This window comes from Mesorhizobium sp. C372A (assembly GCF_030323245.1).
Classification (GTDB): domain Bacteria; phylum Pseudomonadota; class Alphaproteobacteria; order Rhizobiales; family Rhizobiaceae; genus Mesorhizobium.
In genome coordinates this window covers 2,535,161-2,559,922 of the sequence record NZ_CP100475.1, presented here as the reverse complement: position 1 = coordinate 2,559,922, position 24,762 = coordinate 2,535,161, and the positions used below count along the sequence as shown (strand labels likewise).

General features: G+C 62.7%; 23 protein-coding genes. 9 read left to right on the top strand and 14 right to left on the bottom strand.

The window, feature by feature from the left end; all coding sequences use genetic code 11:
* Positions 1 to 98: 98 nt before the first annotated feature.
* On the bottom strand, positions 99 to 1,178 hold the full coding sequence (locus tag NLY42_RS12135; RefSeq protein WP_023754242.1) for a trypsin-like serine peptidase: 1,080 nt from the start codon (positions 1,176 to 1,178) through the stop codon (positions 99 to 101).
* Between the two features lie 401 nt (positions 1,179 to 1,579).
* On the opposite strand from NLY42_RS12135, the gene NLY42_RS12130 reads away from it, so the two are divergent.
* Positions 1,580 to 2,671: a S1 family serine peptidase gene (locus NLY42_RS12130; RefSeq protein ID WP_023754241.1), complete on the top strand. Its 1,092-nt coding sequence runs from the start codon at positions 1,580 to 1,582 to the stop codon at positions 2,669 to 2,671.
* A gap of 80 nt (positions 2,672 to 2,751) precedes the next feature.
* Here the strand turns inward: NLY42_RS12130 and mgrA are convergent, their stop codons facing one another.
* The 7 genes from mgrA to NLY42_RS12095 all read right to left on the bottom strand — a co-directional run bounded on the left by mgrA (position 2,752) and on the right by NLY42_RS12095 (position 10,103).
* Positions 2,752 to 3,798, bottom strand: coding sequence for an L-glyceraldehyde 3-phosphate reductase (gene mgrA, locus NLY42_RS12125; RefSeq protein ID WP_023754240.1), 1,047 nt, complete (start codon positions 3,796 to 3,798; stop codon positions 2,752 to 2,754).
* Positions 3,799 to 3,855: 57 nt separating this feature from the next.
* Positions 3,856 to 4,998, bottom strand: coding sequence for a Gfo/Idh/MocA family protein (locus tag NLY42_RS12120; protein ID WP_023754239.1), 1,143 nt, complete (start codon positions 4,996 to 4,998; stop codon positions 3,856 to 3,858).
* An 11-nt stretch (positions 4,999 to 5,009) separates the two neighbouring features.
* Entirely contained in the window at positions 5,010 to 5,756 is a 747-nt protein-coding gene (locus NLY42_RS12115; protein ID WP_023669800.1) for a sugar phosphate isomerase/epimerase family protein, read from the bottom strand.
* Between the two features lie 99 nt (positions 5,757 to 5,855).
* A complete protein-coding gene (locus NLY42_RS12110; RefSeq protein WP_023686606.1) occupies positions 5,856 to 6,956 on the bottom strand; it encodes an ABC transporter ATP-binding protein in 1,101 nt (366 codons plus the stop codon).
* Positions 6,957 to 6,961: 5 nt separating this feature from the next.
* The gene (locus NLY42_RS12105; RefSeq protein ID WP_023669802.1) at positions 6,962 to 7,897 is read right to left on the bottom strand and encodes a carbohydrate ABC transporter permease; all 936 of its coding nucleotides are present in this window, start codon (positions 7,895 to 7,897) and stop codon (positions 6,962 to 6,964) included.
* On the bottom strand, positions 7,890 to 8,783 hold the full coding sequence (locus tag NLY42_RS12100; protein WP_023683029.1) for a carbohydrate ABC transporter permease: 894 nt from the start codon (positions 8,781 to 8,783) through the stop codon (positions 7,890 to 7,892). The genes NLY42_RS12105 and NLY42_RS12100 overlap by 8 nt, the downstream gene beginning before the upstream one ends.
* 81 nt (positions 8,784 to 8,864) lie before the next feature.
* On the bottom strand, positions 8,865 to 10,103 hold the full coding sequence (locus NLY42_RS12095) for an ABC transporter substrate-binding protein (RefSeq protein WP_023683028.1): 1,239 nt from the start codon (positions 10,101 to 10,103) through the stop codon (positions 8,865 to 8,867).
* Positions 10,104 to 10,495: 392 nt separating this feature from the next.
* Here NLY42_RS12095 and NLY42_RS12090 point away from each other — a divergent pair, with 392 nt between their 5' ends.
* Positions 10,496 to 11,539 (top strand): LacI family transcriptional regulator, encoded by a 1,044-nt coding sequence (locus NLY42_RS12090; RefSeq protein WP_023683027.1) that lies wholly within the window; start codon positions 10,496 to 10,498, stop codon positions 11,537 to 11,539.
* Between the two features lie 33 nt (positions 11,540 to 11,572).
* Here NLY42_RS12090 and gnd read toward each other — a convergent pair whose 3' ends face one another.
* On the bottom strand, positions 11,573 to 13,000 hold the full coding sequence (gnd, locus tag NLY42_RS12085) for an NADP-dependent phosphogluconate dehydrogenase (protein WP_023692001.1): 1,428 nt from the start codon (positions 12,998 to 13,000) through the stop codon (positions 11,573 to 11,575).
* A 206-nt stretch (positions 13,001 to 13,206) separates the two neighbouring features.
* Between gnd and NLY42_RS12080 the strand changes: the two genes are divergently transcribed.
* Positions 13,207 to 13,644, top strand: a complete 438-nt coding sequence (locus NLY42_RS12080; RefSeq protein WP_023692002.1) for a VOC family protein — start codon at positions 13,207 to 13,209, stop codon at positions 13,642 to 13,644.
* 25 nt (positions 13,645 to 13,669) lie between these two features.
* On the opposite strand, the gene NLY42_RS12075 is transcribed toward NLY42_RS12080, so the two are convergent.
* From NLY42_RS12075 to NLY42_RS12055, 5 genes are all read right to left on the bottom strand, one after another.
* Positions 13,670 to 15,295, bottom strand: a complete 1,626-nt coding sequence (locus NLY42_RS12075; RefSeq protein ID WP_023754238.1) for a copper resistance CopC/CopD family protein — start codon at positions 15,293 to 15,295, stop codon at positions 13,670 to 13,672.
* A 53-nt stretch (positions 15,296 to 15,348) separates the two neighbouring features.
* Complete coding sequence (locus NLY42_RS12070) at positions 15,349 to 15,867, bottom strand: YcnI family copper-binding membrane protein (protein WP_023700138.1); 519 nt, start codon at positions 15,865 to 15,867, stop codon at positions 15,349 to 15,351.
* Positions 15,868 to 15,906: 39 nt separating this feature from the next.
* Complete coding sequence (locus NLY42_RS12065) at positions 15,907 to 16,446, bottom strand: copper chaperone PCu(A)C (protein ID WP_023700139.1); 540 nt, start codon at positions 16,444 to 16,446, stop codon at positions 15,907 to 15,909.
* A gap of 104 nt (positions 16,447 to 16,550) precedes the next feature.
* Positions 16,551 to 16,907 (bottom strand): DUF2946 family protein, encoded by a 357-nt coding sequence (locus NLY42_RS12060; protein WP_023735132.1) that lies wholly within the window; start codon positions 16,905 to 16,907, stop codon positions 16,551 to 16,553.
* A gap of 118 nt (positions 16,908 to 17,025) precedes the next feature.
* On the bottom strand, positions 17,026 to 17,925 hold the full coding sequence (locus NLY42_RS12055) for a GntR family transcriptional regulator (RefSeq protein WP_023735133.1): 900 nt from the start codon (positions 17,923 to 17,925) through the stop codon (positions 17,026 to 17,028).
* 256 nt (positions 17,926 to 18,181) lie between these two features.
* Between NLY42_RS12055 and NLY42_RS12050 the strand changes: the two genes are divergently transcribed.
* The 6 genes from NLY42_RS12050 (at position 18,182) to NLY42_RS12025 (ending at position 24,693) form a co-directional block, all read left to right on the top strand.
* The gene (locus tag NLY42_RS12050) at positions 18,182 to 19,687 is read left to right on the top strand and encodes a UxaA family hydrolase (RefSeq protein WP_023754237.1); all 1,506 of its coding nucleotides are present in this window, start codon (positions 18,182 to 18,184) and stop codon (positions 19,685 to 19,687) included.
* Between the two features lie 53 nt (positions 19,688 to 19,740).
* On the top strand, positions 19,741 to 20,739 hold the full coding sequence (locus NLY42_RS12045) for an aldo/keto reductase (protein WP_286489156.1): 999 nt from the start codon (positions 19,741 to 19,743) through the stop codon (positions 20,737 to 20,739).
* Between the two features lie 73 nt (positions 20,740 to 20,812).
* A complete protein-coding gene (locus tag NLY42_RS12040) occupies positions 20,813 to 21,028 on the top strand; it encodes a hypothetical protein (RefSeq protein WP_023728565.1) in 216 nt (71 codons plus the stop codon).
* 12 nt (positions 21,029 to 21,040) lie between these two features.
* Positions 21,041 to 22,033 (top strand): ABC transporter substrate-binding protein, encoded by a 993-nt coding sequence (locus tag NLY42_RS12035; protein WP_023728566.1) that lies wholly within the window; start codon positions 21,041 to 21,043, stop codon positions 22,031 to 22,033.
* A 147-nt stretch (positions 22,034 to 22,180) separates the two neighbouring features.
* On the top strand, positions 22,181 to 23,704 hold the full coding sequence (locus NLY42_RS12030; protein ID WP_023835034.1) for a sugar ABC transporter ATP-binding protein: 1,524 nt from the start codon (positions 22,181 to 22,183) through the stop codon (positions 23,702 to 23,704).
* Between the two features lie 23 nt (positions 23,705 to 23,727).
* Complete coding sequence (locus tag NLY42_RS12025) at positions 23,728 to 24,693, top strand: ABC transporter permease (RefSeq protein WP_023683015.1); 966 nt, start codon at positions 23,728 to 23,730, stop codon at positions 24,691 to 24,693.
* Positions 24,694 to 24,762 lie beyond the last annotated feature (69 nt).

The following is a 24,762-nucleotide window of genomic DNA, read 5'->3' as shown; positions in this document are numbered from 1 at the left end:
AGAGGTGTTTCGATACAAAAAAACCGGCGGCAGGAACGTCCCGCCGCCGGTTTGGTAGTGCTGGTTATCGCCGCTGTTTGCCGGCGAAAGATCGGGCCTTATTTGTACAGGCTGTTGATCCACGCCACGTTGGCAGCGTTCAGGCGCACCGCAGTGTTGGCGTTGGGGCTTTCGGCCACGTTCACGCCGGTGACGACGCGCTGCTTGGCGCCATTGTCGTAGGCGTAGACCGAGCTGCCGCTCGACCCCGGATAGGTGTCGCAGTCGTACTGGAAATACTCCGCGCCGACGTTTTCGGCTTTCACTTCGCAGGTCGCCTTCCACATCGTTCCCATCGGCTTGTCGCCGGGATAGCCAACGATGTTTGCGGTGAAATCGCCGAGGTTCTCATAGTTGGCATAACCCAGCCAGCCGAGATTGGTGCCGACATCCTGCTTCAGCGTAATGATGCCGAGGTCCCACGGAATGACCGAGCCGTAGTAACCCTGATAATTGTCGATGAAGCCCTGCAGGATATAGACGCTCTCGTAGCTGAAAGCGCCAAACGGTGCATCGTCGGCGGTGTTGCCGTTGAGCGACGGCACGAAGATGACGTCGTCGAGCCAAGCCTTGTCTTCATTGCTGTAGAGGCAATGCGCGGCGGTGAGCACCGTGCGCGGACCGATCAGGGTTCCCGAGCAGCTGCCGTAACCGCTCTTGGCTTTGCCTTCGATATACCCGATCGCGGTGAACGGGTAGGTCTTGGTGTTCTTGATCTGCTCGCGATCGTCGGCCCCGAACACCTGGCGGCCGGCTTCGTCGCCGCCCGTCAATCCGGTCTTGTCGGCGTTCGGTGTGTTGGCGGGCGCGTTCAATTCCTTGATGACAAGGTCCTTCAGCGTCTCGCCTGCATCGATCTTGATGTCCTTGCCATCGGCGGAACGTCCGACGATGCCATAGGATTTGACCGCCGTGCCCTCGTCGGTCAGCGGCGCTGCCCGGCTGGCTTCATCTTCGGTCAGTTTCGGCGGCGCGATCGGCTTTGCACGGCCGGGCTGGTAGTCGCCCGTTCCGAGATCGCGCATGCTTTCGCCATTGCCGGCATTCGCTGAGCCGGGATCGGCGGCGAAGGCAGGCACCGTCCACAGTGCGGTGGATAGCAGTGCGGACGCAATGATAGTGGTTGTCAGTTTCGTCATGGTGAGACTCTCCCAAAAGTCAGCAAGGAGTGGAGCAAAATACAGAAATATTGTCGAGATCGTGGTGGAGTTAAAAAATTAGTTTGGTTACCCGCCCGTATCGGATCATCGGTCCGGGCGGCCTCGTTAAAGCCCTCCGCCAAACGCACCCGCGTCGATATACTGCCTAAAATAATTCAACATTGGCAATGACAAATCGCTTCCACGTAGCCCGTGGGGGGCTATAGGGTTTGGGTGGGCTCTGCCCGATGGGCACGATTAGCAAAAGTGGTATTTCGGTTTTATAACCGCGCGGATGTCGTTCGTTCTGGCAGAAGGCGATCGAGGTACCGCTACCGATTCTGTTGGTTATGCGTCATGGCGGCATGGCTCGGCATTTTTCATCTCAGGAGGGTTTCAAGGTGAACATTATCCATCGGTTCAGGCCGCTTGCCGCTGCATCGCTGCTGGGCATCGCGGCCGCTTTCCCCGCCGTCAACGCGCTCTATGCAGCCGACGACGCCGCCAGGCCGGAAGCGGCGGTCTCGCCGATGCAGCGCGTTGCCGAATCCCGGGACAAGGCCAAGGCCGAGAGCCCCGACGGGGCCGACCGCGTCTATGGCGGCAAGGAAGCCGACAAAGGGGCCTATCCGTTCCAGGTGGCGCTGCTGACCAGCGCCCGGCTGGACCCCAGCCCGGCCTCGCAGCCGAACGCGCAATTCTGCGGCGGCAGCCTGATTGCTCCGCAATGGGTGCTGACGGCGGCGCACTGCCTCAACGACAAGGGCCGGCCGATTTCGCCCGATACGGTGACCGTGCTGACCGGCGCCACCGATCTTACCGAAGGCAAGCGCTACAAGGTGGTCGAGGTCATCGTCAACGAGGGCTACAGCGAACAGACGCTGGACAATGATCTCGGCCTGCTCCGGCTGGCGGAGCCCGCCGACGCGCCGGTCATCAAGATCACCAATGAGCCGACGCCAGACAGCGGCAAGACCACGGTCATCGGCTGGGGCAAGATGCAGGACGGCACCTTCCCGACCGCGCTGATGGTGGCCGATCTCGATCTCGAGCCGAGCGCTGCCTGCAACAGCGGCATCAAGTCGATCTATGCGCATGACCTGAAGGCGGCACTTGGCGATCTCTCCCACCGGATGCGTTATTCGGAAAAGGGCATCGATGCCGCCGCCAATGCGATCGCCGCCGATATGTCGGATCCGCTGACCAAGAACATGATCTGCGCCGGCACCGACAGCGGCGAACGCGACGCCTGCAACGGCGACAGCGGCGGTCCGCTGTTCATGACCGGCGCCAGCGGTCCGGTCCAGGTCGGCGTCGTCTCCTGGGGCGAAGGTCCGTCCGACGGCACCGCCGCTTGCGGCCACAAGAATGCCTACGGCATCTACACGCGGCTGGCTAACTACACCGGTTGGATCGAAGCCAAGATGAAGACCCCGGCTCCGGCAGCCGCGGCGGCGCCCAAGGCCGGTCTCGGCACGGCCAAGAAGCCCTGAACGGGCCCGAAGCTTGATAAGCGCAAAACGGCGGGATCTTTCCCGCCGTTTTGATTCATGTCCGGTGCCGGCTGTTCCGCTTACTTCCGTGGCGGTCCCTTGCGCTCGGCCGACGCCGCCCACAGATTGACGTCGGAGTCGCGTGCGTAAGTGTCGATTTCGGCGAGCTCGGCATCGCTGAACTCGAGCACCTTGAGCGCGCCGACGCAGTCCTCGACCTGTTCGGGCCGGCTGGCGCCGATCAGCGCCGAGGTGACCCGGCCCTTGCGCAGCACCCAGGCTAGCGCCATCTGCGCCAGCGTCTGGCCACGCTTGCCGGCGATCGCGTTCAGCGCCTGGATGTTAGCGATGGTCTTTTCGTTGATGAAGGCGGGCCGCAGCGACTTGCCTTGGCTGGCGCGGCTACCCTCGGGGATGCCGCCGAGATATTTGTCGGTCAGCATGCCTTGCGCCAGCGGCGAGAACACGATCGATCCGACACCGAGCCCTTCCAGCGTATCGAGCAGTCCGTCCTCTTCGACCCAGCGGTTGAGCATCGAATAGCTCGGCTGATGGATGATGCAGGGCGTACCGAGCTGCTTCAATATGTCGGCGGCCTCGCGCGTGCGCTGCGAATTGTAGGACGAGATGCCGGCATAGAGCGCCTTGCCGGAACGCACCGCATGGTCGAGAGCGCCCATCGTTTCCTCAAGCGGCGTATCCGGATCGAAGCGGTGCGAATAGAAGATGTCGACATAGTCGAGCCCCATCCGCTTCAGGCTCTGGTCGAGGCTCGCCAGCACATATTTGCGGCTGCCCCATTCGCCATAAGGCCCTGCCCACATCTCATAGCCCGCCTTGGTCGAGATGATCAGCTCGTCCCGATAGCTGGCGAAGTCGGTGCGCAATATCTCGCCGAAGGCGATCTCGGCCGAGCCCGGCGGCGGACCGTAATTGTTGGCGAGATCGAAATGGGTGATGCCGAGATCGAAGGCCTTGCGCGCGATCGCCTGCTTGGTCTTGTGCGGCGTGTCGTTGCCGAAATTGTGCCACAGGCCGAGCGAGATCGCCGGCAGTTTCAGGCCGGATCGCCCACATCTGTTGTAGAGCATTTTCTCATAGCGGTGTTCAGCCGGCTGCCAGCGCATGGGTACAGATCCTGGATTGTATGGGTGTCGGCGCGAGCGCGCCGACACCCTTCTACCTCATTTTTGCTTCGCCAACAGTTCTTTTGCGTCCTTGACGCCGAGTGCAGCCGGCCGCTCGCAGCTGGTCTGCATGGCGACGAACTTGCCGGTCTCGCCCGACCGCAACAGGCCGGTCATGACGTCGACGGCATGCAGCGCGAGCTCCATCGAGCAACGATGCGGCCGGCCCTCGGCGATCGCCAGCGCCATGTCGGCAAGGCCTGCGGTGCGGTAGTTGGCCATCATGCCCTGGCCGTGCATTTCGTTGGGCACGCCGAACGGATGCTGCCATTTCGGCAGTTTCTTCACCGGTTTTGCCGCCTTGGTTATGCGCACGTCGCCACCGAAGAAATTCGGATCCGGCACGAACACCGTGCCCGTCTCACCATAGAGTTCCATCGGCGCGTGACCATGCGCCCAGACGTCCCAGCTGGTGTTGAGCGTGATCACGGCGCCGTTCTCGAACTCCAGCAGGCCGTGGATCGTTGTCGGCGTGTTGACCGGGATTTTCTCGCCCGCGCGCGGTTTCGACGAGATCGTGCGCTCCTTGGCAGGCGTTGTCGCGAAGGCCGCCACCTGCTTCACCGGCCCGATCAGCTGGATTAGGTTGGTGATGTAGTAGGGCCCGATGTCGAGCACCGGCCCGGCGCCCGGCTGGAAGAAGAAATCGGGATTGGGGTGCCAGTGCTCCATGCCGTGGCCCATCACATGACATGTGCCGCTGGTGATCTTGCCGAGCGCGCCGGTGTCGATGAGGTTGCGCACCAGCTGGTGCGCGCCGCCGAGGAAAGTGTCCGGAGCCGAACCGATGCGCAGCCCTTTCTTCTCGGCCCGGCTCTTGAGGTCGAGGCCTTCCTTGACCGACAGCACGAACGGCTTTTCCGAATAGACGTGCTTGCCGGCATCGAGGATCTGCTTCGACACCCCGTAGTGCACCGCCGGGATGGTGAGGTTGACGACGATGTCGATCTCGTCATCCTTGAGCAGTTCTTCGACGGTCTCGGCGCGCAGCTTGAACTCCTTCGCCCGTGCCTTGGCCGCGTCCATGTTGATGTCGGCGCAGGCGCGCATCTCAATGCCGCGAAACAGCGGCGCCAGCGAGAAATACGCTTTCGAGATGTTGCCGCAGCCGATGACGCCGATACCCAGTTTCTTTGCCATGATGATTGTTCCTAGTAAGCCTTGACGGATGCGAGCGAGCGGCTGGCGAAGCGCTCGATATCGTTGGGGTTGTCCTGTTCCATGACGTAATATTTGGCCGCGCTCTTCGCCCGAAGTGTCTTGATCAGGCCGGCCCAGTCGATGGTGCCGTGGCCGACATCCGCCCAGCCGTCCTCGTCAAGGCCTTCGCCTGACTTGGCCATGTCCTTGACATGGACGGCGCTGATGCGCTTGCCGTGCTTTTCGATCCACGGCAGCGGATCAACGCCACCGCGGACTACCCAGGCGACGTCCATCTCCCAGCCGATGTCGGGCGCAGCCGACAGGATGTGATCCTGCGGCACCGAGCCGTCGGCGAGTGTCTTGAACTCGAAATCATGGTTGTGCCAGGCAAAGCCGTAGCCGGCTTTTTTTGCGGTCTCGCCGACCTTGGCCAGACGCTCGCCAAAGCCGCGCCAGCCGGCAGCGTCGGCCGGCCGCTGCTCGGCCAGCAGATAGGGACAGATGACGAGCGTGATGCCGAGTGCGTCGGCTGTTTTGCGTACCCCGTCGAAATCATTCTCCAGCGCATCGATCGAGAAATGTCCGGTCGGCATCGAAAGCCCGTTCTTGTCGAGTTCGGCGCGGAACGCCGTGGGGTCGTCATAGACGCCGCCGAAACCTTCGACTTCCTTGTAGCCGAGCTTGCCGAGCATTTTCAGGATGCCGTCCCACGGCTGGAAATTGCGGGCGCTGTAGAGTTGGAATGACCAGTTCATCGTCTCTGTCCGTTTCTTGGGTGGTTAAGGCTTGGGGATGTTTTCGGGGGATCGTTTCGGTCGTTCTTGGGAGGATGGTTTGCGGATGATTCTAGAGGGTCACAGGCGATTGCCGGTCGCAGCGTCGAACAGCGAGGCGCGCGCCGGATCGAAACCGAACTGGATCGGATCGCCGCTGCGCAGCGTCCGTTCCGCTTCGACGCGGAAGGAGAAGTTGCGGCCGGCAAGCTTGGTCCACACCAGCGTGTCGGAACCCATCGGCTCAACGATCTCGACCGAACCGCCGGCGGAAAACGGCATCGACTTTGCAGCGTCACCGAAAGCGATGTGTTCAGGCCGGATGCCCAGCACGCAAGCGCCGGCCGGGCGCTCCGTGCCGTCAAAGGTATAGCGGTCGAGCGGCACCGAAACACCGTCGGTCCTGAACGCCGGAGCAGCACCGGCTTCCAGCTCCCCTTCGAGGAAATTCATCGCCGGCGAGCCGAGGAAGCCCGCGACAAAACGGTTGACCGGCCGGTTGTAGATCGTCTGCGGCGCGTCGAGCTGCTGGATGACGCCGCCGCGCATGACCGCGATACGGTCGGCCAGCGTCATCGCCTCGATCTGGTCGTGGGTGACGTAGATCATGGTGTTCTGCAGCTTGCGATGCAGAAGCTTGATTTCGACGCGCAGTTCCGAGCGCAGCTTGGCGTCGAGATTGGATAGTGGCTCGTCGAACAGGAAGACATCGACGTCGCGCACCAGCGCCCGCCCGATCGCCACGCGCTGGCGTTGGCCGCCGGACAAGGCCGCGGGCTTGCGCTGCAAAAGCGGCTCGATCTGCAGGATCTCGGCGGCGCGTGCGATGCGCTTGGCGATCTCATCCCTGGGCACGCCGGCAACGCGCAGGCCGAACGACAGGTTCTTCTCCACCGTCATTTGCGGATAAAGCGCATAGGACTGGAACACCATGCCGATGCCGCGATCCTTGGGCTCTTCCCAGGTGACGTTCTTGCCCTTGATGAAGATGCGGCCTTCGGAAATATCGAGCAGCCCGGCGATGCAGTTGAGCAAGGTCGACTTGCCGCAGCCCGAGGGACCGAGCAGCACGATGAACTCGCCCTCTGCGACCTCGAGATTGAGGGTCTGCAGCACCGATACAGAGCCGAAATTCAGGGACAGGTCCTGGATCGAAACGCTGGTGCCGTTGGCTGCCGTCATCGCCATCACCCTTTCACCGCACCGGCGGCGATGCCGCGCACGAAAAGCTTGCCGGAAATGAAGTAGACGATGAGCGGCACGAGCCCGGTCAGGATGGTGGCGGCCATGTTGACGTTGTACTCCTTCACGCCTTGCACCGAATTGACGATGTTGTTGAGCTGCACCGTCATCGGATAGGTGTCGGGGCGGGTGTAGACGACGCCGAACAGGAAGTCGTTCCAGATGCCGGTCACCTGCAGGATGATGGCGACGACGAAGATCGGCAGCGACATCGGCGCCATGATCCGCAGGAAGATGCCCCAGAAGCCGGCGCCGTCGACCCGTGCCGCCCTGAACAGCTCTTCCGGCATCGAGGCAAAATAGTTGCGGAACAAAAGCGTGAGGATCGGCATGCCGAAGATGGAATGGACGATCACCAGGCCGCTGAGGCTGCCGTAGAGTCCGATCTCGCGCAGGATGATGACGATCGGATAGATCATCACCTGATAGGGGATGAAGGCGCCGACGATCAGGATGACGAAGAATGTGTCGGCGCCCTTGAAGCGCCAGTTGGCGAGCGCATAGCCGTTCACCGAGGCGATCGCGATCGACAGCAGCACCGACGGCACGGTGATGCGCACCGAATTCCAGAAGCCGCGCGAAAGCCCGTCGCAATTGAGGCCGGTGCAGGCGGTCGCCCACGCCTTCACCCACGGTTCGAACGTGATTTCGAGCGGCGGCGAGAAGATATTGCCCATCCGTATCTCGGGCATGCCCTTAAGCGAGGTGACCACCATCACATAGAGCGGCAGCAGATAGTAGACTGCCACCACGATCAGCGTGCCATAGAGGAAGATGTTGCGGCGCGAGAAGACATGCCGCGGCTTCGGCCCGCGCGGCCCCGAGGCTTCGCGCTCGGCGGCACCCGCGCTGGCGGGCAAAGGGACGGCCGGGTCAGCCACGCTTCCTGCCTCCGAATTCAAGGTAGGCCCACGGCACGACGACGATCACCACCGAGAGCAGCATCATGGTCGAGGCGGCAAAGCCCTGGCCAAGATTCTGTGCGAAGAACATGTAGTCGTAGACATATTTGGCCGGCACTTCGGAGGCGATTCCGGGGCCGCCGCTGGTCTGGGCGACAACGAGGTCGTAGACCTTGACGATGCCCGACGCGATGATGACCAGCGTGGTGATGAAAACCGGCCGCATCATCGGGATGACGATGAACAGATAGGTCTTCCACATCGGGATCCCGTCTACCCGCGCCGCCTTCCAGATGTCCTCGTCGATGCCGCGCAGGCCGGCCAGCATCAAGCACATGATGAGCCCGGTGCCTTGCCACAGCGCCGCAATCGAAATGCCGTAGATGACGATGCTGGAATTGTAGAGCGGGTCGAAGTTGAAGCTCGTCCAGCCGAGGTCCCGCACCACATGCTGGATGCCGAAATCCGGATTGAGCAGCCACTGCCAGACCAGGCCGGTGACGATGAAGGAAAGCGCGAACGGATAGAGGAAGATGGTGCGGAACGTGTCCTCGAAACGGATCTTCTGGTCGAGAAGCGCTGCAAGCAGGAAGCCGATGACCAGTGAGAACACCAGCGAGATCGCGCCGTAGATCAAAAGGTTCTCGATTGAGATCAGCCAGCGCGGCGTCGCCCACAGCCGGTAATACTGGTCGAGCCCGGCGAAATTCAGCCGTGGCAGCAGCTTCGAATTGGTAAAGGAATAGAACACCGTCCAGACGGTGCCGCCGACGAAAACCACCGACGCGGTGAGGATCATCGGGATCGAGGCGACCTTCGCATTGATGTTGCGGAACAGCGGGTTGGGGCGTTCGCTCTTGCTCATCTCGTCAGCCGGCTGGGTAAGGGCGGTGCGATCCCGGCCCTGCTTTCGCAAGGCCGGGAGCGAGGTGTATTGCCTCCAACGTCAGTCTGCCGAAGCGATGAGGTCGGCGAAGCGCTTCTGCGCGTCTTCGATGGTCAGGTCCGGCTTGGCGAAGAATTCGGCGAAGAGATCTTCCTTCTGCTTCTGGGTATCCTGCGAAAGCAGTTGGTCCGTCCACGGGATGACGGCGCCCTTGGCGAGGATGGCCAGACCCTTCTTCATGCAGTCGTTCGCCGCATTGAGATCGACGTCGCCACGCACCGGCAGCGAGCCCTTCTTGAGATTGAAGGCGACCTGAGTCTTAGGGTCGAGCAGCGTCTCTGCCAACACCTCCTGCGCCTTGGACTTGTCGGCATCCTTGAGCAGCGGGAAATAGAAGGCGTCGCCGCCGGTGGCGATCACTTCGTTCAGACCGAGGCCCGGCAAGCAGGCATAGTCCTTGCCGGCGACCTTGCCGGCAACCTGGAACTCGCCTTGCGCCCAGTCACCCATGATCTGGCCACCGGCCTTGCCGGTGATGACGAGATTGGTTGCCTGGTTCCAGTCCTGCACATTGGTGTTCTTCGCCATCTTGCGGGCATCGTCGGCGGCCTTGAAGACCTTGGCGATCTCGGGCCCGGCGGCGAACTTGGCATCCTTGTCCTTGTAGACCTTAAGGAACGCGTCGGTGCCGCCGACCGCCGCCAGCAGCACGTCGAAGGCGCCGGAAGATTGCCAGGCCTGTCCGCCGACAGCGAGCGGGATGATGCCCGCCTTTTCCAGGGCGGGCGCTGCCGCCACGAATTCATTCCAGTCCTTCGGCAGCGGCACGCCGGCCTTCTCGAAGGCTTCGTTCGACAGCCACAACCACTGCCAGGAGTGGATGTTGACCGGCACGCAATAGATCTTGCCGTCGATGGTGCAGCTGTCGAGCAGGCTCTTCGGCCGCACGATTTCCGTCCACTTGCCCTTGGTGGCCACATCGGTGAGGTCGCGCATCAAGCCGGCCTGCACCAGTTCTTCGGCCTGCCGGCCGTGATTGAACTGGGTGGCGCCCATCGGATCGCCGCCGGTGATGCGGCTGATCATGATCGGCCGTGCCGTGCCGCCGGATCCGGCAATGGCGCCGTCGACCCAATGATTGCCGGTCGCGTCAAAAGCCTTCGCGAATTCCGCAACCGCCGCCGCCTCGCCGCCCGATGTCCACCAATGGGTCACTTCCAGGTCGGTGGCGGCCGCCGGGCCGGCAAGCTGAAGCGCGGCCGTCGCGGCAAGGGCAGCGGTCAAAAGTCTATAGCGCATTTCGGTTCCTCCCAGAATCTGAAACGTTACAGATTTTCGATACGGCAATTATGCGGTGCGTGCAACCCCTGAGATAAACGCGCTCGAATGTTTTTTCGAGGCGCGAACAAATTCGTTGCGTGCGAACCGGCAAACTGCGCGCAAAACCGGGTGCTGCGCTGCAAAATCATGCTGCAGCGCAAGAAAACCGTCTCGAACCTGATTGTCGCGCAACGTTTCTGGCCGCCAAAACCCTGCCAAAACCATGGCTTGAGAGACCCACGCGCTGCGATGGTGGAAATCTGTAACGTTTCAGTATATTGAGGCCTGACGGCGAAGAACCGTGCCACATCGTCATCGAAGCGATTGTCGGCTGGTCCGGCGGCTGCTATGCGCCTGACGGGGCGGGACGAATGGACAGGGACCAGACGGAGAAGGACGACGAGGCGTCGGCGCATGAGCGGCCGACGCTGAAAACGCTTGCCTTCATGACCGGGCTCGGCGTCACCACCGTCTCGCGCGCGCTCAAGGATGCACCCGAGATCGGCGCCGAGACCAGGCGGCGGGTTCAACTCGTCGCCAGGCAGATCGGCTACCGGCCGAACCGCGCCGGCGTGCGCCTGCGGACTGGCAAGACCAATGTTATCAGCCTCGTGCTCAATACCGAGCGCGAGATCATGAGCTTTGTCTCGGACATCATCTACGGCGTCTCGGAGGTCATTGCCGACACACCCTATCACCTGATCGTCACGCCCTACTCGCGCTCGCAGGATCCGCTGGACCCGGTAAAGTATCTGGTCGAGTCCGGCTCGGCCGATGGCGTCATCATCTCACGCACGCAGCCCAACGATCCGCGCGCCCGCTACATGCTGGAGCGTGGCATACCCTTTGCCACGCATGGCCGCACCGATATGGGGCTTGTCCACCCCTATCACGACTTCGACAATTACGCCTTCGCCGCCGAAGCGGTGCGCCATCTGGCCAGCGTCGGCCGGCGCCGGCTGGCGCTGGTAGCGCCGCCGGTCGGGCTCACCTATTACGACCACACGGTCAATGGCTTTGCCGACGCACTGAGCGAGGTCGACGCCAGCGAAGTGCCGTTCAACGCTGTTTCGATCGACCAGTCGATCGATCAGATCAGGACGCGGACCGCGCAGTTGATGCGCCGCGACGTCAGGCCGGACGGTTTCGTCAGCAGCGCCGCCGCAGCAACGCTGGCCATCGTCGCCGGCATCGAGGATGCCGGCCTGAAACTCGGCCGCGACGTCGATGTCGTGTCCAAGCAATCGTCGGAACTGCTGCATCTGTTCCGCCGGGAGTTGCTGATCGTCAACGAAGACTTCCGCCTCGCCGGCACCGAGCTTGCCCGCGCCGTGCTGGGCTGGATAGGCGGCGCGGCACCTGGCTCTTTGCAGACTGTGGTCAAGCCAGGCGACGTCGTCGCGTATCAGGGCTGACTGGCACGACCTGAGAGGCCGCCTCACCTGACCCTAGCCGGCAGCGCCGCTGCCCCATGGGCCATGGAAAGCCCCCTGCTCGCCGATGCGCTCGAAACCATGCGCGCCGAAGAAATCGCGCTGCGCCTGGATCAGGTTCGAGGTGCCGCGGCCCTGGCGGTAGCTGTCGAAATAGGCAAGCGCCGACGCCAGCGCCGGCACGGGCGAACCGGCCTCCGACGCTCTTGCGACGATGCGCCGGAGCGACGGATGCGCCTCCTGCATCATGGTGGTGAAAGCCGGCGCCATCAAAAGGTTGGTGGACGCGCCGCCCGAGCCGAAGGCTTCCGCCATGGTGTCGAGCATCTGCGAGCGGATGATACAGCCGGCACGCCAGATCTTGGCGATGGTCGGCATCGGCAAGTTCCAGTTGAACTCCTTCGAGGCGGCGCTCATCACCGCGAAACCTTGTGCATAGGCGGCGATCTTGCCGGCGAGCAGCGCCAGCTCCAGGTCTTTCAGAAGTGCCGCCTTGTCGCCGGAGATCTTGATGACGCCGATATTGCCATAGGCTTTTTCGGCCGCCTGCCGCTCATCCTTGATCGACGACAGCACGCGGGCCGCCACCGCCGCCTCGATGGCCGTCGCCGGAATGCCGAGCTGCTGCGCCTCGATGACAGACCATTTGCCGGTGCCCTTCTGGCCGGCACGGTCGAGGATGATGTCGACCACCGGCTTGCCGGTCTTTGCATCGTCGGCGGCCAGCACCTTGGCGGTGATCTCGATCAGATACGAATCGAGCCGGCCCTTGTTCCAGTCCTCGAAGACCTTGCCGATCTCCTTCGGCCCCATGCCGAGACCGTCACGCAGGATGCCGTAGATCTCGGCGATCATCTGCATGTCGGCATATTCGATGCCGTTGTGGATGGTTTTCACGAAATGCCCGGCGCCGTCTGTGCCAAGCCAGGCAGCGCACGGTTCATCCTTGAACTTAGCCGAGATCGCGGTCAGCACGCGTTCGACGCGCTTCCAGGAGTCTTCGGTGCCGCCGACCATGATCGACGGTCCATGGCGCGCGCCTTCCTCGCCGCCGGATACGCCCATGCCTATGAAGGTGAGACCTGAGCCCGACAGTTCCGAAAAGCGCCGCATCGTATCGCGGAAATTGGCGTTGCCGGCATCGATGACGATATCGTTGTCAGACAACACGCCGCGCAGCGCTTCGATCTGTTCGTCGACCGGCTTGCCGGCCAGCACCATGATGATGACCGGGCGCGGCGGCTTGATCGCAGCTGCCAGTTCCTCCAGGCTGTAGCAGGGCACCACCATGTCCCTGAGCGAACCGGCGCCTTCGAGGAAGGCATCGGTGCGCGCCTTGGTGCGGTTGAAGACGGCGATGCGGTGCCCGTGCTCGGCAATGTTGAGCGCGAGGTTGGAGCCCATTGTGCCAAGGCCGATCAGGCCTATTTCGGCTTTTTCCATCGTTTCTTCCCTGCTTTCGGATTTTGTTGAGGCCGCGTTTTTCGGGATGCCCATTTTTCGGCGAGATGATTGACGGGCCTTTCGCGCCACGTCAACCGCCTCGCCGAATTGTGTTGCGTCTGCGTTGTGTCAGACCGAGTCAGGAAGGGTCAGTTGGTGACCAGGCGACGCCTTGCCGATCGAACATATGACGTTAGGTTGAACTTATGGCAGTCAAACGGATGGACAATGTCGGAATCGTCGTCGATGACCTCGACGAGACGATTGCCTTCTTTCGCGAGCTCGGCCTCGAACTGGAAGGGCGGGCGACGATCGAAGGCGAGTGGGCCGGACGTGTCACCGGGCTCGGCGATCAGCACGTCGAGATTGCCATGATGCGCACACCGGATGGCCATAGCCGGCTCGAGCTCTCCCGCTTCCTCACGCCGACGGTCGTCGCCGATCACCGCAACGCCCCGGTCAATGCCCTGGGCTACCTGCGCGTCATGTTTACCGTGGACGACATCGACGACACGCTTGAAAGGCTCCGCAAGCGTGGCGCGCAGCTGGCCGGTGAAGTCGTCCGTTACCAGGACGTGTATCGGCTCTGCTACATCCGCGGGCCGGAAGGGCATCTCATCGGGTTAGCCCAGGAACTCGGCTGAGCGCCCTTCGCAGGCGGGCTGAATATCACTCGGCGCGGATATCGATCGGCGCTTCGATCTTTACCACTTCGAAATCCGAAACCAGAATATCGAGCCGCGCCGTCCAGCGGCCTGGAATCGGAATGACGAGATTATCGACGCGCCAGGTGCCGTCGCCTGGCTTGGTCGCCGGACGCTTGATCGGCTCGATCCCCGAATCGGGCTTGGACAGCACCAGCGTCACTTCCTTGGCGTCGAGCGGGCCGAAATCGCCATCCATGATGACGATGGAGGCGGTGACCTCCCCGGTATGGCCGGGCGTGATGTCGATGTCGGCCATCGCCTTCATAGTGTGGATATGGGTCGACGTCGGTTGTGCCGCGGCGATTGCCAGGGCCCGTGGCGGCGGCGTGAAGCGCCAGCCGGCGGCAACGCCGAAGATCAGGAGCACGATCAGCATTTCGACTGAGATCGAGCGGCTAAGCCGTCGCCGCACTTCCGTCGCTCCGGCCTCGGCCAAGGCGGTGAGCCGCCATCGATTGACCGCCGCCAGCGTGAACAGAAACACCAGCAGCGCCAGCTTGATCAGCAGCAGCCGGCCATAGGCGGTGTTGACCAGTGCCGCCGGTGTCTGCACCTGGATGATGGCGAGCACCACACCGGCGGCGGCAAGCACTACCACCACGGGCATGATCGCGCGCGAAAACCGCCGCAGGAACGCCCCGGTTTCCACCGATTGGCTGCTCAACGCCAGGCCGAGCGGCAGCAATGCTCCAGCCCAGAAAGCGATGCCGGCGCCATGCAGGAACACCATAGGCCGCGTCAGCCATTGCGGTTCGGCTGCACTGGCATGGCCGCTGGCGGCAAGGGCTGCACCCACACCGGCCAGCCCGGCGAGCGCCAACGGCCTGGCGCCAGCACGCGATCCGACCAACGACAGCAGGCCAAGCCCGAGCGCCGCCAGCGAAATCAGCACCGTCCAGCCGAAGCTGGTGCCAAGCGCCGTCCGCCAGACCACCGGTTGCGCCAGCCGGGCGAGTGGCGCGCCCAGCGCGTCCAGCCCCTGGAACCCGAGCGACAGGGGTGCTGCGACCAGCCCGCACAGGATGGCGGCAATGACGAAGCGCTGGCCTGAGCGCTGGCCTTGCGCCAGCCATGTCAGCGCGAAGGCGCCGCCAATGCCGAGGAAAAGCCCGATGTAGAGAAGAACCTTGCCGGTCCAGATCGCTGACCGCAAATCTATATCGACAGCTTCCCCCACCGCCGGCGCCGCACTTGGCGCGCCAACGGAAAACAGCACCGAGCCGCCGACCGGATGGCCATCAGCGGAAATCACCCGCCAGCTCAAGACATGGGTGCCCGGCCCGAGCTTTTGTGGATTGTCGATCTCAACCGTTTGGTCGCTCAACCGAAACGAGGTCAAAGCGACAGGCGTACCGTCGGGCCGCACCAAGGTCAGCACCAGCGGCGACACAGGCTCGCTGAAGGTCAGCGAAAATTGCGTCGGCGCTCGCTCCAGAACCGCGCCGTCGGCAGGCTCGGCCTTGATCAGCGCCGCATGGGCAAAGGCCTGGTTTGGCGTGGCAAGGACGGCAAGCAGCAGGATCGCGGCCAGCAGGCCGAAGCACCTGCCGGCTGTCCGTTCTATCCGCTGAAAACAGGCCACGTTCATGCCATCCACCAAAACAGTGGCGCGCCGCTTCGAAGCAGCGCGCCGCCAATGCATCATTTCTTCGGCAGCAGGTTGAGGCCGGGCGCCGGATCTTCCAGCGCATCCTCATCCTGACCAGCCGCCGGAATCTCTATCCAACGCGTGGTGGCGCCATCGCATTCCTGCACCACCGGAAAATAGAGTTTTTGCCCGGCCGGCAGATCGGCGGCCAACGTGCCGCGGAAGACGAACTCGTCATAAAATTCATCCGGCAGGCTGCCGCCGCTCCAGTCGACTTCCTTGACGCCCGAGGTCACCGCTTCGCCATAGAGCTGGTAGGATTTCTCGTACTTGCCTTTCTTGACCTGCAGCGTCCAGCCGGGCTTGGGCATCGGCTTCACCCCGATCACCCCTTCCGGGATCTGCACGCGCACGGCAATCGTCGCCTTGCCTTCGCAGCCATGCGGCACGCGCAGCACGGCCTTGTAGGTCGAACCGACCGCAACCTCCTGTGTTTCGAGCGTGATATGGGCGAAGGCGGCACTTGTCCCCAGGACGAGGAATGCAGCGGCCGGCAAATGATGCTTGTTCATGATGGGTCCCTCTCGAAAAAATTGATTGGTAATAATTGGTCAGTCGTTGTCTTCCAGGGGTGGCGCGCTGCCTATGGCTTGCACGGCAAACTCGACGGTCACGGTTCCGGCCCTCTCGAAAGTCAGCGTAGCGGCAAACATCTGGCCTTCTTTAGGGGGCTGCTTCAGATCCATGAACATCACGTGATAGGCGCCGGGACCCAGCGTGACCTTGCCGCCCGCCGGGATATCCAGGCCACCACTGACCGGGCGCATGGTCATGACGCCATCCTTCACCCCCATTTCATGCAGTTCGGCCTTGCCCGAAATGTCGGAGGAAATCGATAGCAGCCGGTCTGGCGCGCTGCCCTTGTTGACGATGGTGAAATAGCCGCCGGCAACCTTGGCGCCGGCCGGCGTGGCGCGCGACCAGGGATGCTCGATCTCGATGTCACCGGCCTTGAATTCATGCGCAAGGACGGAATGGGAGCCGACGAACAACAGTGCAAAGGCGAACAGGGCGCTGCCGAGACGCTGCTCGATAGTGCTGAATAAACGGGTGCTGCGGTGCAACGCGCCGGCATGACGAAAACGGGACATGGGTAGGCTCCATGAATATGAGGTCGCGCCGTTGTCGGGCTGCGAACGTGTTTGTCATTGGATGATTATCGCCTGCGCAGGTTACGCAAAGCGAGCGGCGGTTTTCAGCCCGCAAGCGGCGGCGCGCGCGGATTGGCCGGAGAGCGCTCGCGCGTGACGACGGGATACCTGACTGCCGGCGGGGCAAAAGCGACTGTTTCCAAGGACTGGCTGACCGGCGCCAGGCCGACGCCTGCCGGCGGCGCATAGGCGACGGAGGCCATGCTGCAGCCGAGCATGCAGCACGCCGGCATATGCTGCTGGTGCGGATCGCCGCCGGGAAGCTTGACCGCTCCCTCATGGCTGCAGATGACATTGCCGAAAGCGTCGAGTTGCGAGGCATCCGGCGCAATGCCGAAGGCAAACACGCCGAGCGTCGACTGGAGCAGCAGCACACAGGTCGCGACAAACGCGGCCATCATGCTCCATCTCTTACGCCCGAAGTTCAAGGATCTGCCTCTTCACGCAGCAACGGCGGATACCTAGCATGCGTCACGCGGCCGGAAAATCGCCAAATCATCGCTGCGGCAACGCGGCGCGTTAAGAAGCAATCCGACCGATTTCCGGGATCGACGTCAACAGCGTGTGGCGTGCCGACTTCAGATGCTTGCGGCAGGCGGCGTCGACCTTGCCGAGATCGCGCGATTTCAGCGCCGCGATGTAGGCGAGATGCTCGCTCACCGCGACTTCGTTGCGCTCGCGCTCCTGCGCCTTGTTCCACTGGTAGTGGTAGTGAAAGATCATGGCGATGACGTCGTAGAAATCGACGATGAAGCGGTTGTGCGACGCCCGGTGGATCAGCCGGTGGAAGCGCTCGTCTAGCTCCGAGAATTCGTTGAAGCGGATGGCGATTTCGCTGGCCAGAAGCCGGTGCTCGTCTTCCAGCCGGTCGAGATCCGCCCAGACCGGACTATCCCCGGGCAAGGCGGCAAAGGCCGCCGCCGAGCGTATCTCGAACATCTCGCGGATTTCAGTGAGTTCGAGCGCAAAGGCACGGGTAAATCCTTTCAGCACCCAGTGGCTGTTGCGCCGCTTCTCGATCAGGCCGAAGCGGGAGAAGCGGATCAGGAACTCGCGCACGCTGGTGGTCCCGACGCCGATCTCGCGCGCCAGTTCGAGCTCGTTGATCTGCATGCCGGCCTCTGCACCGCCGGCCAGCAACCTGCGCATAAACGACCGCTCGATGATCTGGGCCAGTGTGTCTGTCTCCTCCTCGGGGAAGAAATCATCCGGCTTCGGCGTCCTGAGCACTGTCTTGCTGCGTTTGTTCCACGCGATCAGCCCGGTCTCTTCCATGCGCGCCAGAATGGTGCGCACGGTGGTACGGCTGACGCCAAGCAAAGTGCCCAGCTCCGGCTCCGACGGCAGGCTCTGCGTCTCATCGAGCAGCCGCAGACCCCTGTTGTAAGCGTCCTTGTAGACGTTGTTGCTCTTCGACATCCCTGCCCCGTTGCGCGCCGGCGCTTGCTGTGGCTGGCTTGAAGCGCGATATCACATATGTCCTGGCGCTCACCCGGCAAAGCAAAACGCTCTGCGTGTAAGACGCCGTCCCCACAAGCCAAGCGTCCATCGGACGCATGGTCTCCTCCTGAAAAAACAATTGACGCACAAATGTTTTTTCACGATAAAAGACATTATATGTAAACAGACGCGTGTCAATCCGCGCATCCCCAGGAACAGACCCAGGAAACTGCCCGTGAACGCCTCGAACAGCATTCTTCTGTCCCCCGCCGACAATGTCGCGGTCGCCAATGGCCGCATCGAGATCGGCACCCCTCTGCCCGGCGGCGCCCTCGCCACGGCCTTGATCGAGCCCGGCCACAAGGTGGCGACCAAGCCTATCGCCGCCGGCGAGGCGGTGGTCAAGTATGCCCAGGCCATCGGCCGCGCCACCCAGGACATCGCGCCCGGCGACCACGTCCATTCGCACAATCTGGTCTTCGAGTCCGGCCGTCTGCCGGTGGTGCCGCCGAGCGAAGCGGAGCATGCCACCGAAGCTGACCGCGCCCGGACATTCATGGGCTATCGTCGCGCCGATGGCCGTGCCGGCACCCGCAACTTCATCGGCATCATCGCCAGCGTCAATTGCTCGGCCACCGTCTGCCACGCCATCGCCGACGAGGCCAACCGCGTGCTGCTGCCGAAATATCCGGGGATCGACGGCTTCGTCCCGATCGTCCATGGCCAGGGCTGCGGCATGAGCGGCACCGGCGACGGCATGATGGTACTGCACCGCACGCTCGCCGGTTACACCCGCCATCCGAATTTCGGCGGCGCGTTGATGGTCGGCCTCGGCTGCGAGGTCAACCAGCTCACCCTTTACGGCCAGAAGGGTGCGGCGGCGGGAAAACGCCATTTCAACATCCAGGACGCCGGCGGTTCGCGCAAATCGGTCGCAAAGGCGATGGGCGTGCTCGCCGAAATCGCCGAGGAAGTCGGCCAGTATCAGCGCGAGCCGATCCCGGTCTCGGAGATCGTCGTCGGCCTGCAATGCGGCGGTTCCGACGGCATGTCGGGCATCACCGCCAATCCCGCGCTGGGAGCGGCGGTCGACATCCTGGCCGGCGTCGGCGGCATCGGCATCCTGTCGGAGACGACGGAGATCTATGGCGCCGAACATCTGCTCGCCTATCGCGCGGCAACGCCGGAGATCGCCAAGAAGCTCGACGGTTTCGTCAAATGGTGGGAGGACCATGTCGCCAAGCACGGCGCCTCGATCGACAACAACCCCTCGCCCGGCAACAAGCGCGGCGGTCTGACCACCATCCTGGAAAAGTCGCTGGGCGCCGTGGCCAAAGGCGGCCAGACTCCGCTCAACGGCGTCTTCGGTTATGCCGAAAAGGTCACCGGCAGTGGCCTGGTGTTCATGGACACGCCCGGTTACGACCCGGTCTCGGCGACCGGTCAGGTGGCGGGCGGCGCCAACATCATCGTCTTCACCACCGGCCGCGGCTCCTGCTTCGGCTGCCGGCCCACGCCGTCGATCAAGGTCGCCACCAACTCGACCATGTACCACCAGATGGAAGAGGACATGGACGTCAATTGCGGCGTCATCGCTTCGGGTGAGAAGACCATCGCCGGCATGGGCCGGGAACTCTTCGAACTCATCGTCGAGACGGCATCGGGCCGCAAGACCAAGAGCGAGGCGTTCGGCTACGGCGACAACGAGTTCGTGCCGTGGCACCTCGGCGCGACGCTCTAACCACCGACGAAAAAAAACGGGCTGCAAAGACGGCTCACAAGGGGAGGCTGTGGATGGACAAACGCCGCATCGGCACGACTGCGCTCGAGGTCACCGAGATAAGCTTCGGCGGGGCGGCAATCGGCGGGCTCTACCGTGCCTGTCCGCGCGAAGCGGCGATGGAGACGCTGCAGACAGCCTGGGATGCCGGCCTGCGCTATTTCGACACCGCGCCCTTCTATGGCTTCGGCCTGTCGGAACGGCGGACCGGCGATTTCCTGCGCTACAAGCCGCGGGATTCCTATGTGCTGTCGACCAAGGTCGGACGGCTGTTCCGCCCGGTGCCGGAAGACCAGGTTCCCGATCATTCCTATGTCGACCCGCTGCCCTTCGCGCTCGACTACGACTACTCGTATGACGGCATCATGCGCTCGGTCGAGTTCTCCTATGCGCGGCTCGGGCTGAACCGGATAGACATCCTGTTTGTGCACGACATCGGCACCTACACACATGGCGTCGAGAAGACGAAGCTGCACTTTCGCCAGCTGGTGGACGGCGGGTTGAAGGCGCTGGAAGAGCTTAAAACGTCCGGCGTGATTTCCGCCTATGGGCTCGGCGTCAACGAGGTGCAGATCTGCCTCGACGTATTGCGCGAAGCACCGCTCGACTGCATCCTGCTGGCCAGCCGCTATTCGCTGCTCGACCGCTCTGCTGAAGCCGAGTTGCTGCCGTTATGCCGTGAGCGACAGACTTCCCTGATCATCGGCGGCGTCTTCAACTCCGGCATCCTGGCGACCGGACCGGTGCACGGTGCGCATTTCGACTATCTGCCGGCGACGCAGGACATACTTGAGCGTGTCGGCGCGATGGAGAAAATCGCTGATGAGGGCGGATATCCGCTGGCGGCGGCTGCATTGCAGTTTCCGCTGCAGGAGCCTGTCGTGGCCAGCGTGCTGACCGGAACGGCCAAGCCTGCCAACCTGACGCGCAACCTCGACCTGTTCGACGTCCAGGTGCCGCAAGCGGAATTCGCCCGCTACACTCCCCACACCATCGTGCAGGAGCTCGGCTGACGAAACGCCACAATCACGGTTCTCAAGAAGGAATGAATATTCCATATTGACTCGACGGTGGAATTAATATTCCATGATGATCAAGGAGGATCGGGAGCGTCTGGACGTGGCACTGAGGATCGGCAGGGAGGCTTCTCAGCCCAGCCATGCGCAGGCCGATATGAAACACCGCTTGCGTCGGCCGGACCGATGCACTATCAAAAAGCGGCAACTGTTTTTTATTGATAAAGGTCTGTTTGGGCCGCGCCTATCCAAATGGAGCTTCCGCAACCTTCACCGGGCGATCTAGGGAGGATTCCTAATGAAATTCGTGACCAGCATTCTCAACCGCCGTTCACTGGTGGCACTTGCTGCCGCCTCGATGCTTGCAGGCACGCTGCACACGGCGCCCGCTTCGGCGGCGGACGTGACCATTCCGATCATCGTCAAGGACACCACATCCTTCTACTGGCAGATCGTCCTGGCCGGTGCCCGCAAGGCCGGCAAGGATCTCGGCGTCAACGTACCCGAACTCGGCGCCCAGGCTGAAACCGACGTCAACGGCCAGGTTTCGATCCTCGAGAATGCCGTCGCCGGCAACCCGGCCGCCATCGTCATCGCGCCGACCGAATTCAAGGCGCTCGGCAAGCCGATCGATGAAGCAGCCAGCAAGGTCAAGGTCATCGGCATCGACTCCGGCGCCGATTCCAAGGCCTTCACCTCGTTCCTGACCACCGACAATGTGCAGGGCGGACGCGTCGCCGCTGACGGTCTTGCAGCAGCCATCGGCGAAGCCAATGGCGGCAAGATCGAGGGCGACGTCGCCCTGATCACCAACGCGCCGGGCGCCGGTTCGCTGGAGCAGCGCAAGCAGGGCTTCACCGAGCAGCTGGCCGCGAAATATCCGGGGCTCAAGCTCGTCGCCGACAAATATGCCGACGGCCAGGCAACGACCGGTCTCAACATCGCCACCGACCTGATCACCGCCAACCCGAACCTCAAGGGCATCTTCGCGTCCAACCTGATCATGGCGCAGGGCGTCGGTCAGGCTGTCGCCGAGAACAACCTTGGCGGTAAGCTGGCGCTGGTCGGCTTCGACAGCGACGAGAAGCTGATCAAGTTCCTCAATGACGGCGTCATTTCCGCGCTCGTCGTCCAGGATCCGTACCGGATGGGCTATGACGGCATCAAGACCGCGCTCGCCGCCTCGAAGGGCGAGAAGGTCGAGGCCAATGTCGACACCGGCGCCAACCTGGTGACCAAGGCAAACATGAAAGACCCCAAGATCGACGCCCTGCTCAACCCGAAGCTCTGAGCCCGTCAGGCAAAAATCCTTTCCGGGGCCTCGCGCCCCGGAAACACCGGATACAAGCTTGAATATCCACCGGCTTGAATCACCTCGACGATGCGGCTTGACTGCATCGCGACGTGCCAACCGTAAGGCCAATCTGGGAGGATTGTCATGACGCCCACGGCGCAGGAACTGCACCCGGCCCCAACGCTAGCGCCCGGCAGGACGATCCTCGAACTGCACGGGCTGGAAAAGCGCTATCCCGGCACGCATGCGCTGAAGCCCGTTCACCTTGCCTTCAAGGCAGGTGAGATCCACGCCATCGTCGGCGAGAACGGCGCCGGCAAATCCACCCTGATCAAGCTTCTGACCGGCGTCATGCCGCGCACCTCCGGCGATGTCATCTGGGAGGGCAAACCGGCAGCGCTGGCAACCCCGCACGAGGCGATGGCGCTGGGCATCAACGCCGTGCATCAGGAGGTCGTGCTCTGTCGCCATCTCACCGTCGCCGCCAACATGTTCCTCGGCGAGGAGAATTCGCGCTTCGGCATCCTGCAGCAGCGCGCCATGGTCAAGGAAGCGCAGAAGATCATCGACGGTCTCGGCTTCGACCTGCCGGCGCATGTCATGCTGGGTGACCTCACCATCGGTCAGCAGCAGCTGATCGCCGCCGCCCGCGCCACCGTGCGCGGCACCAAATTCCTCATCTTCGACGAGCCGACCGCCTATCTCACCCGCAAGGAAGCCGACCAGCTGTTCACGCTGATCCGCAGGCTCAAGGGCGAAGGCGTCACCATCATCTACATCAGCCATCGCATGGAAGAGGTGTTCGAGCTCGCCGATCGCGTCTCGGTGCTGCGCGACGGCACACTGGTCGGCACTCGTAACATTGCCGAGACCAATGATGCCGAGCTGGTCAAGATGATGATCAACCGCTCGATCGAGCAAGTCTACCACAAGGAGCATTTCACCCCCGGTGCCGTGATCGTTGAAGCGAAAAACCTGTCGGGCAAGGGTTTCGAAGACGTCTCGATGACGGTGCGCGCCGGCGAGATCGTCGGGCTCTATGGCCTGATCGGCGCCGGGCGGAGCGAGTTCGTCACCACGCTCTATGGCCGCCACAAGAAGTCGGCCGGACAGGTCCTTTGGCAAGGCAAGCCGGTCCACATCAATTCCGAGCACGACGCGATCAAGCTCGGCATGGCGCTGGCGCCAGAAAGCCGCCGCGACCAGGGCCTGTGCCTGAACCTGCCGGTCGGCCTCAACCTCAACTTGCCGATCTACAAGCGCATCTCCAACAACCTGCTGATTTCGAACACGAAGGAAAAGGCTGAAGCCGATCGCCAGATCGCCGGCCTCCGCATCAAGACGCCGACACGCGGCGCGCTGGCTTCCAGCCTGTCCGGCGGCAACCAGCAGAAGATCGTCATCGGCAAATGGCTGGCGCACGGCGCCAAGCTGTTCATCTTCGACGAGCCGACCGTCGGCGTCGATGTCGGCACCAAGGCCGAGATCTACCGCCTGTTCGGGGAACTGTTGTCCAAGGGCGCCGGCATCATCCTGATCTCGTCCTATCTGCCCGAGGTTTATGAGCTCGCCGATACGCTGCACGTGTTCCGGCGCGGCAAACTGGTCGCCAGCCATGGCTTTCGCGCCGCCAGCCACGAAGACGTGCTGACGCAGGCGATCGGCTGACAAAACAAGAAACGGGAGGAACCATGAGCATCGAAACCGTCGCGATCGAAAAACCGAAACGGAACTACAACGTCCTGTTCGGGCTGACGCTTCTGGCGTTGCTGGTTCTGCTCTGGATCGTGCTGTCGGTGGCGACGCCGAGCTTCGCCTCCTCCAACAACATCGCCAATCTTTTGCGGCAGGGCTCGATGATCGCCATCATGGCGGTCGGCCAGACCTTCGTCATCATCACCGGCGGCATCGACCTCTCGGTCGGCGCCGTGGTCGGCTTCGCCACCGTCATTGTCGCCATGATGATCAATGCCGGCTTCCCGATCTGGGTCGCCATTCTGGTGACGCTGCTGGTCGGCGTTGCCATCGGCCTGTTCCATGGCTTCGGCATCGTCAAGATGGGCCTGCCGCCCTTCATCATCACGCTGGCGACGCTGACCTCGTTGCGCGGCATCGGCCTGTTGATGACCAACGGCAATTCGATCAACATCAACAGCGACAGCTTCACCGCGTTCTCGCGCAGTTCCTTTGTCGGCATCCCCAATCTGTTCTGGATGGTGATCCTGGTCGGTATCCCGGCCTACATCTTCCTGCACCACAGCCGCTGGGGCCGCTATCTCTTCTCTGTGGGATCCAATGCCGAGGCCTCGCGCCTCTCGGGCGTCAATGTCCAGCGCACCATCTACATGGCCTACACGCTGTCGGGCCTATGCGCGGCCTTCGTCGGCGTGCTGCTGGCGGCGCGCATCGGCATCGGCAACCCGACCCAGGCCGAAGGTTGGGAGTTGCAGGCGATCGCCTCATCGGTGATCGGCGGCACTTCGCTGTTCGGCGCCGTCGGCTCGGTGCATGGCCCGCTGCTCGGCGCCTTCATCCTGGCCACCATCAACAACGGCGCCAATCTGCTCAACGTCAACTCGTTCTGGCAGCGCATCATCACCGGCGCGTTGATCATCATCATCGTCTATTTCGACGGCCTGCGCCGTCGCGGCAAGTAATCCTCCCTGACCTTCTGCGCCGGCCTGCTTAACAACGGACCGGCGCCTTTTTGAACACTGGAATTGCCG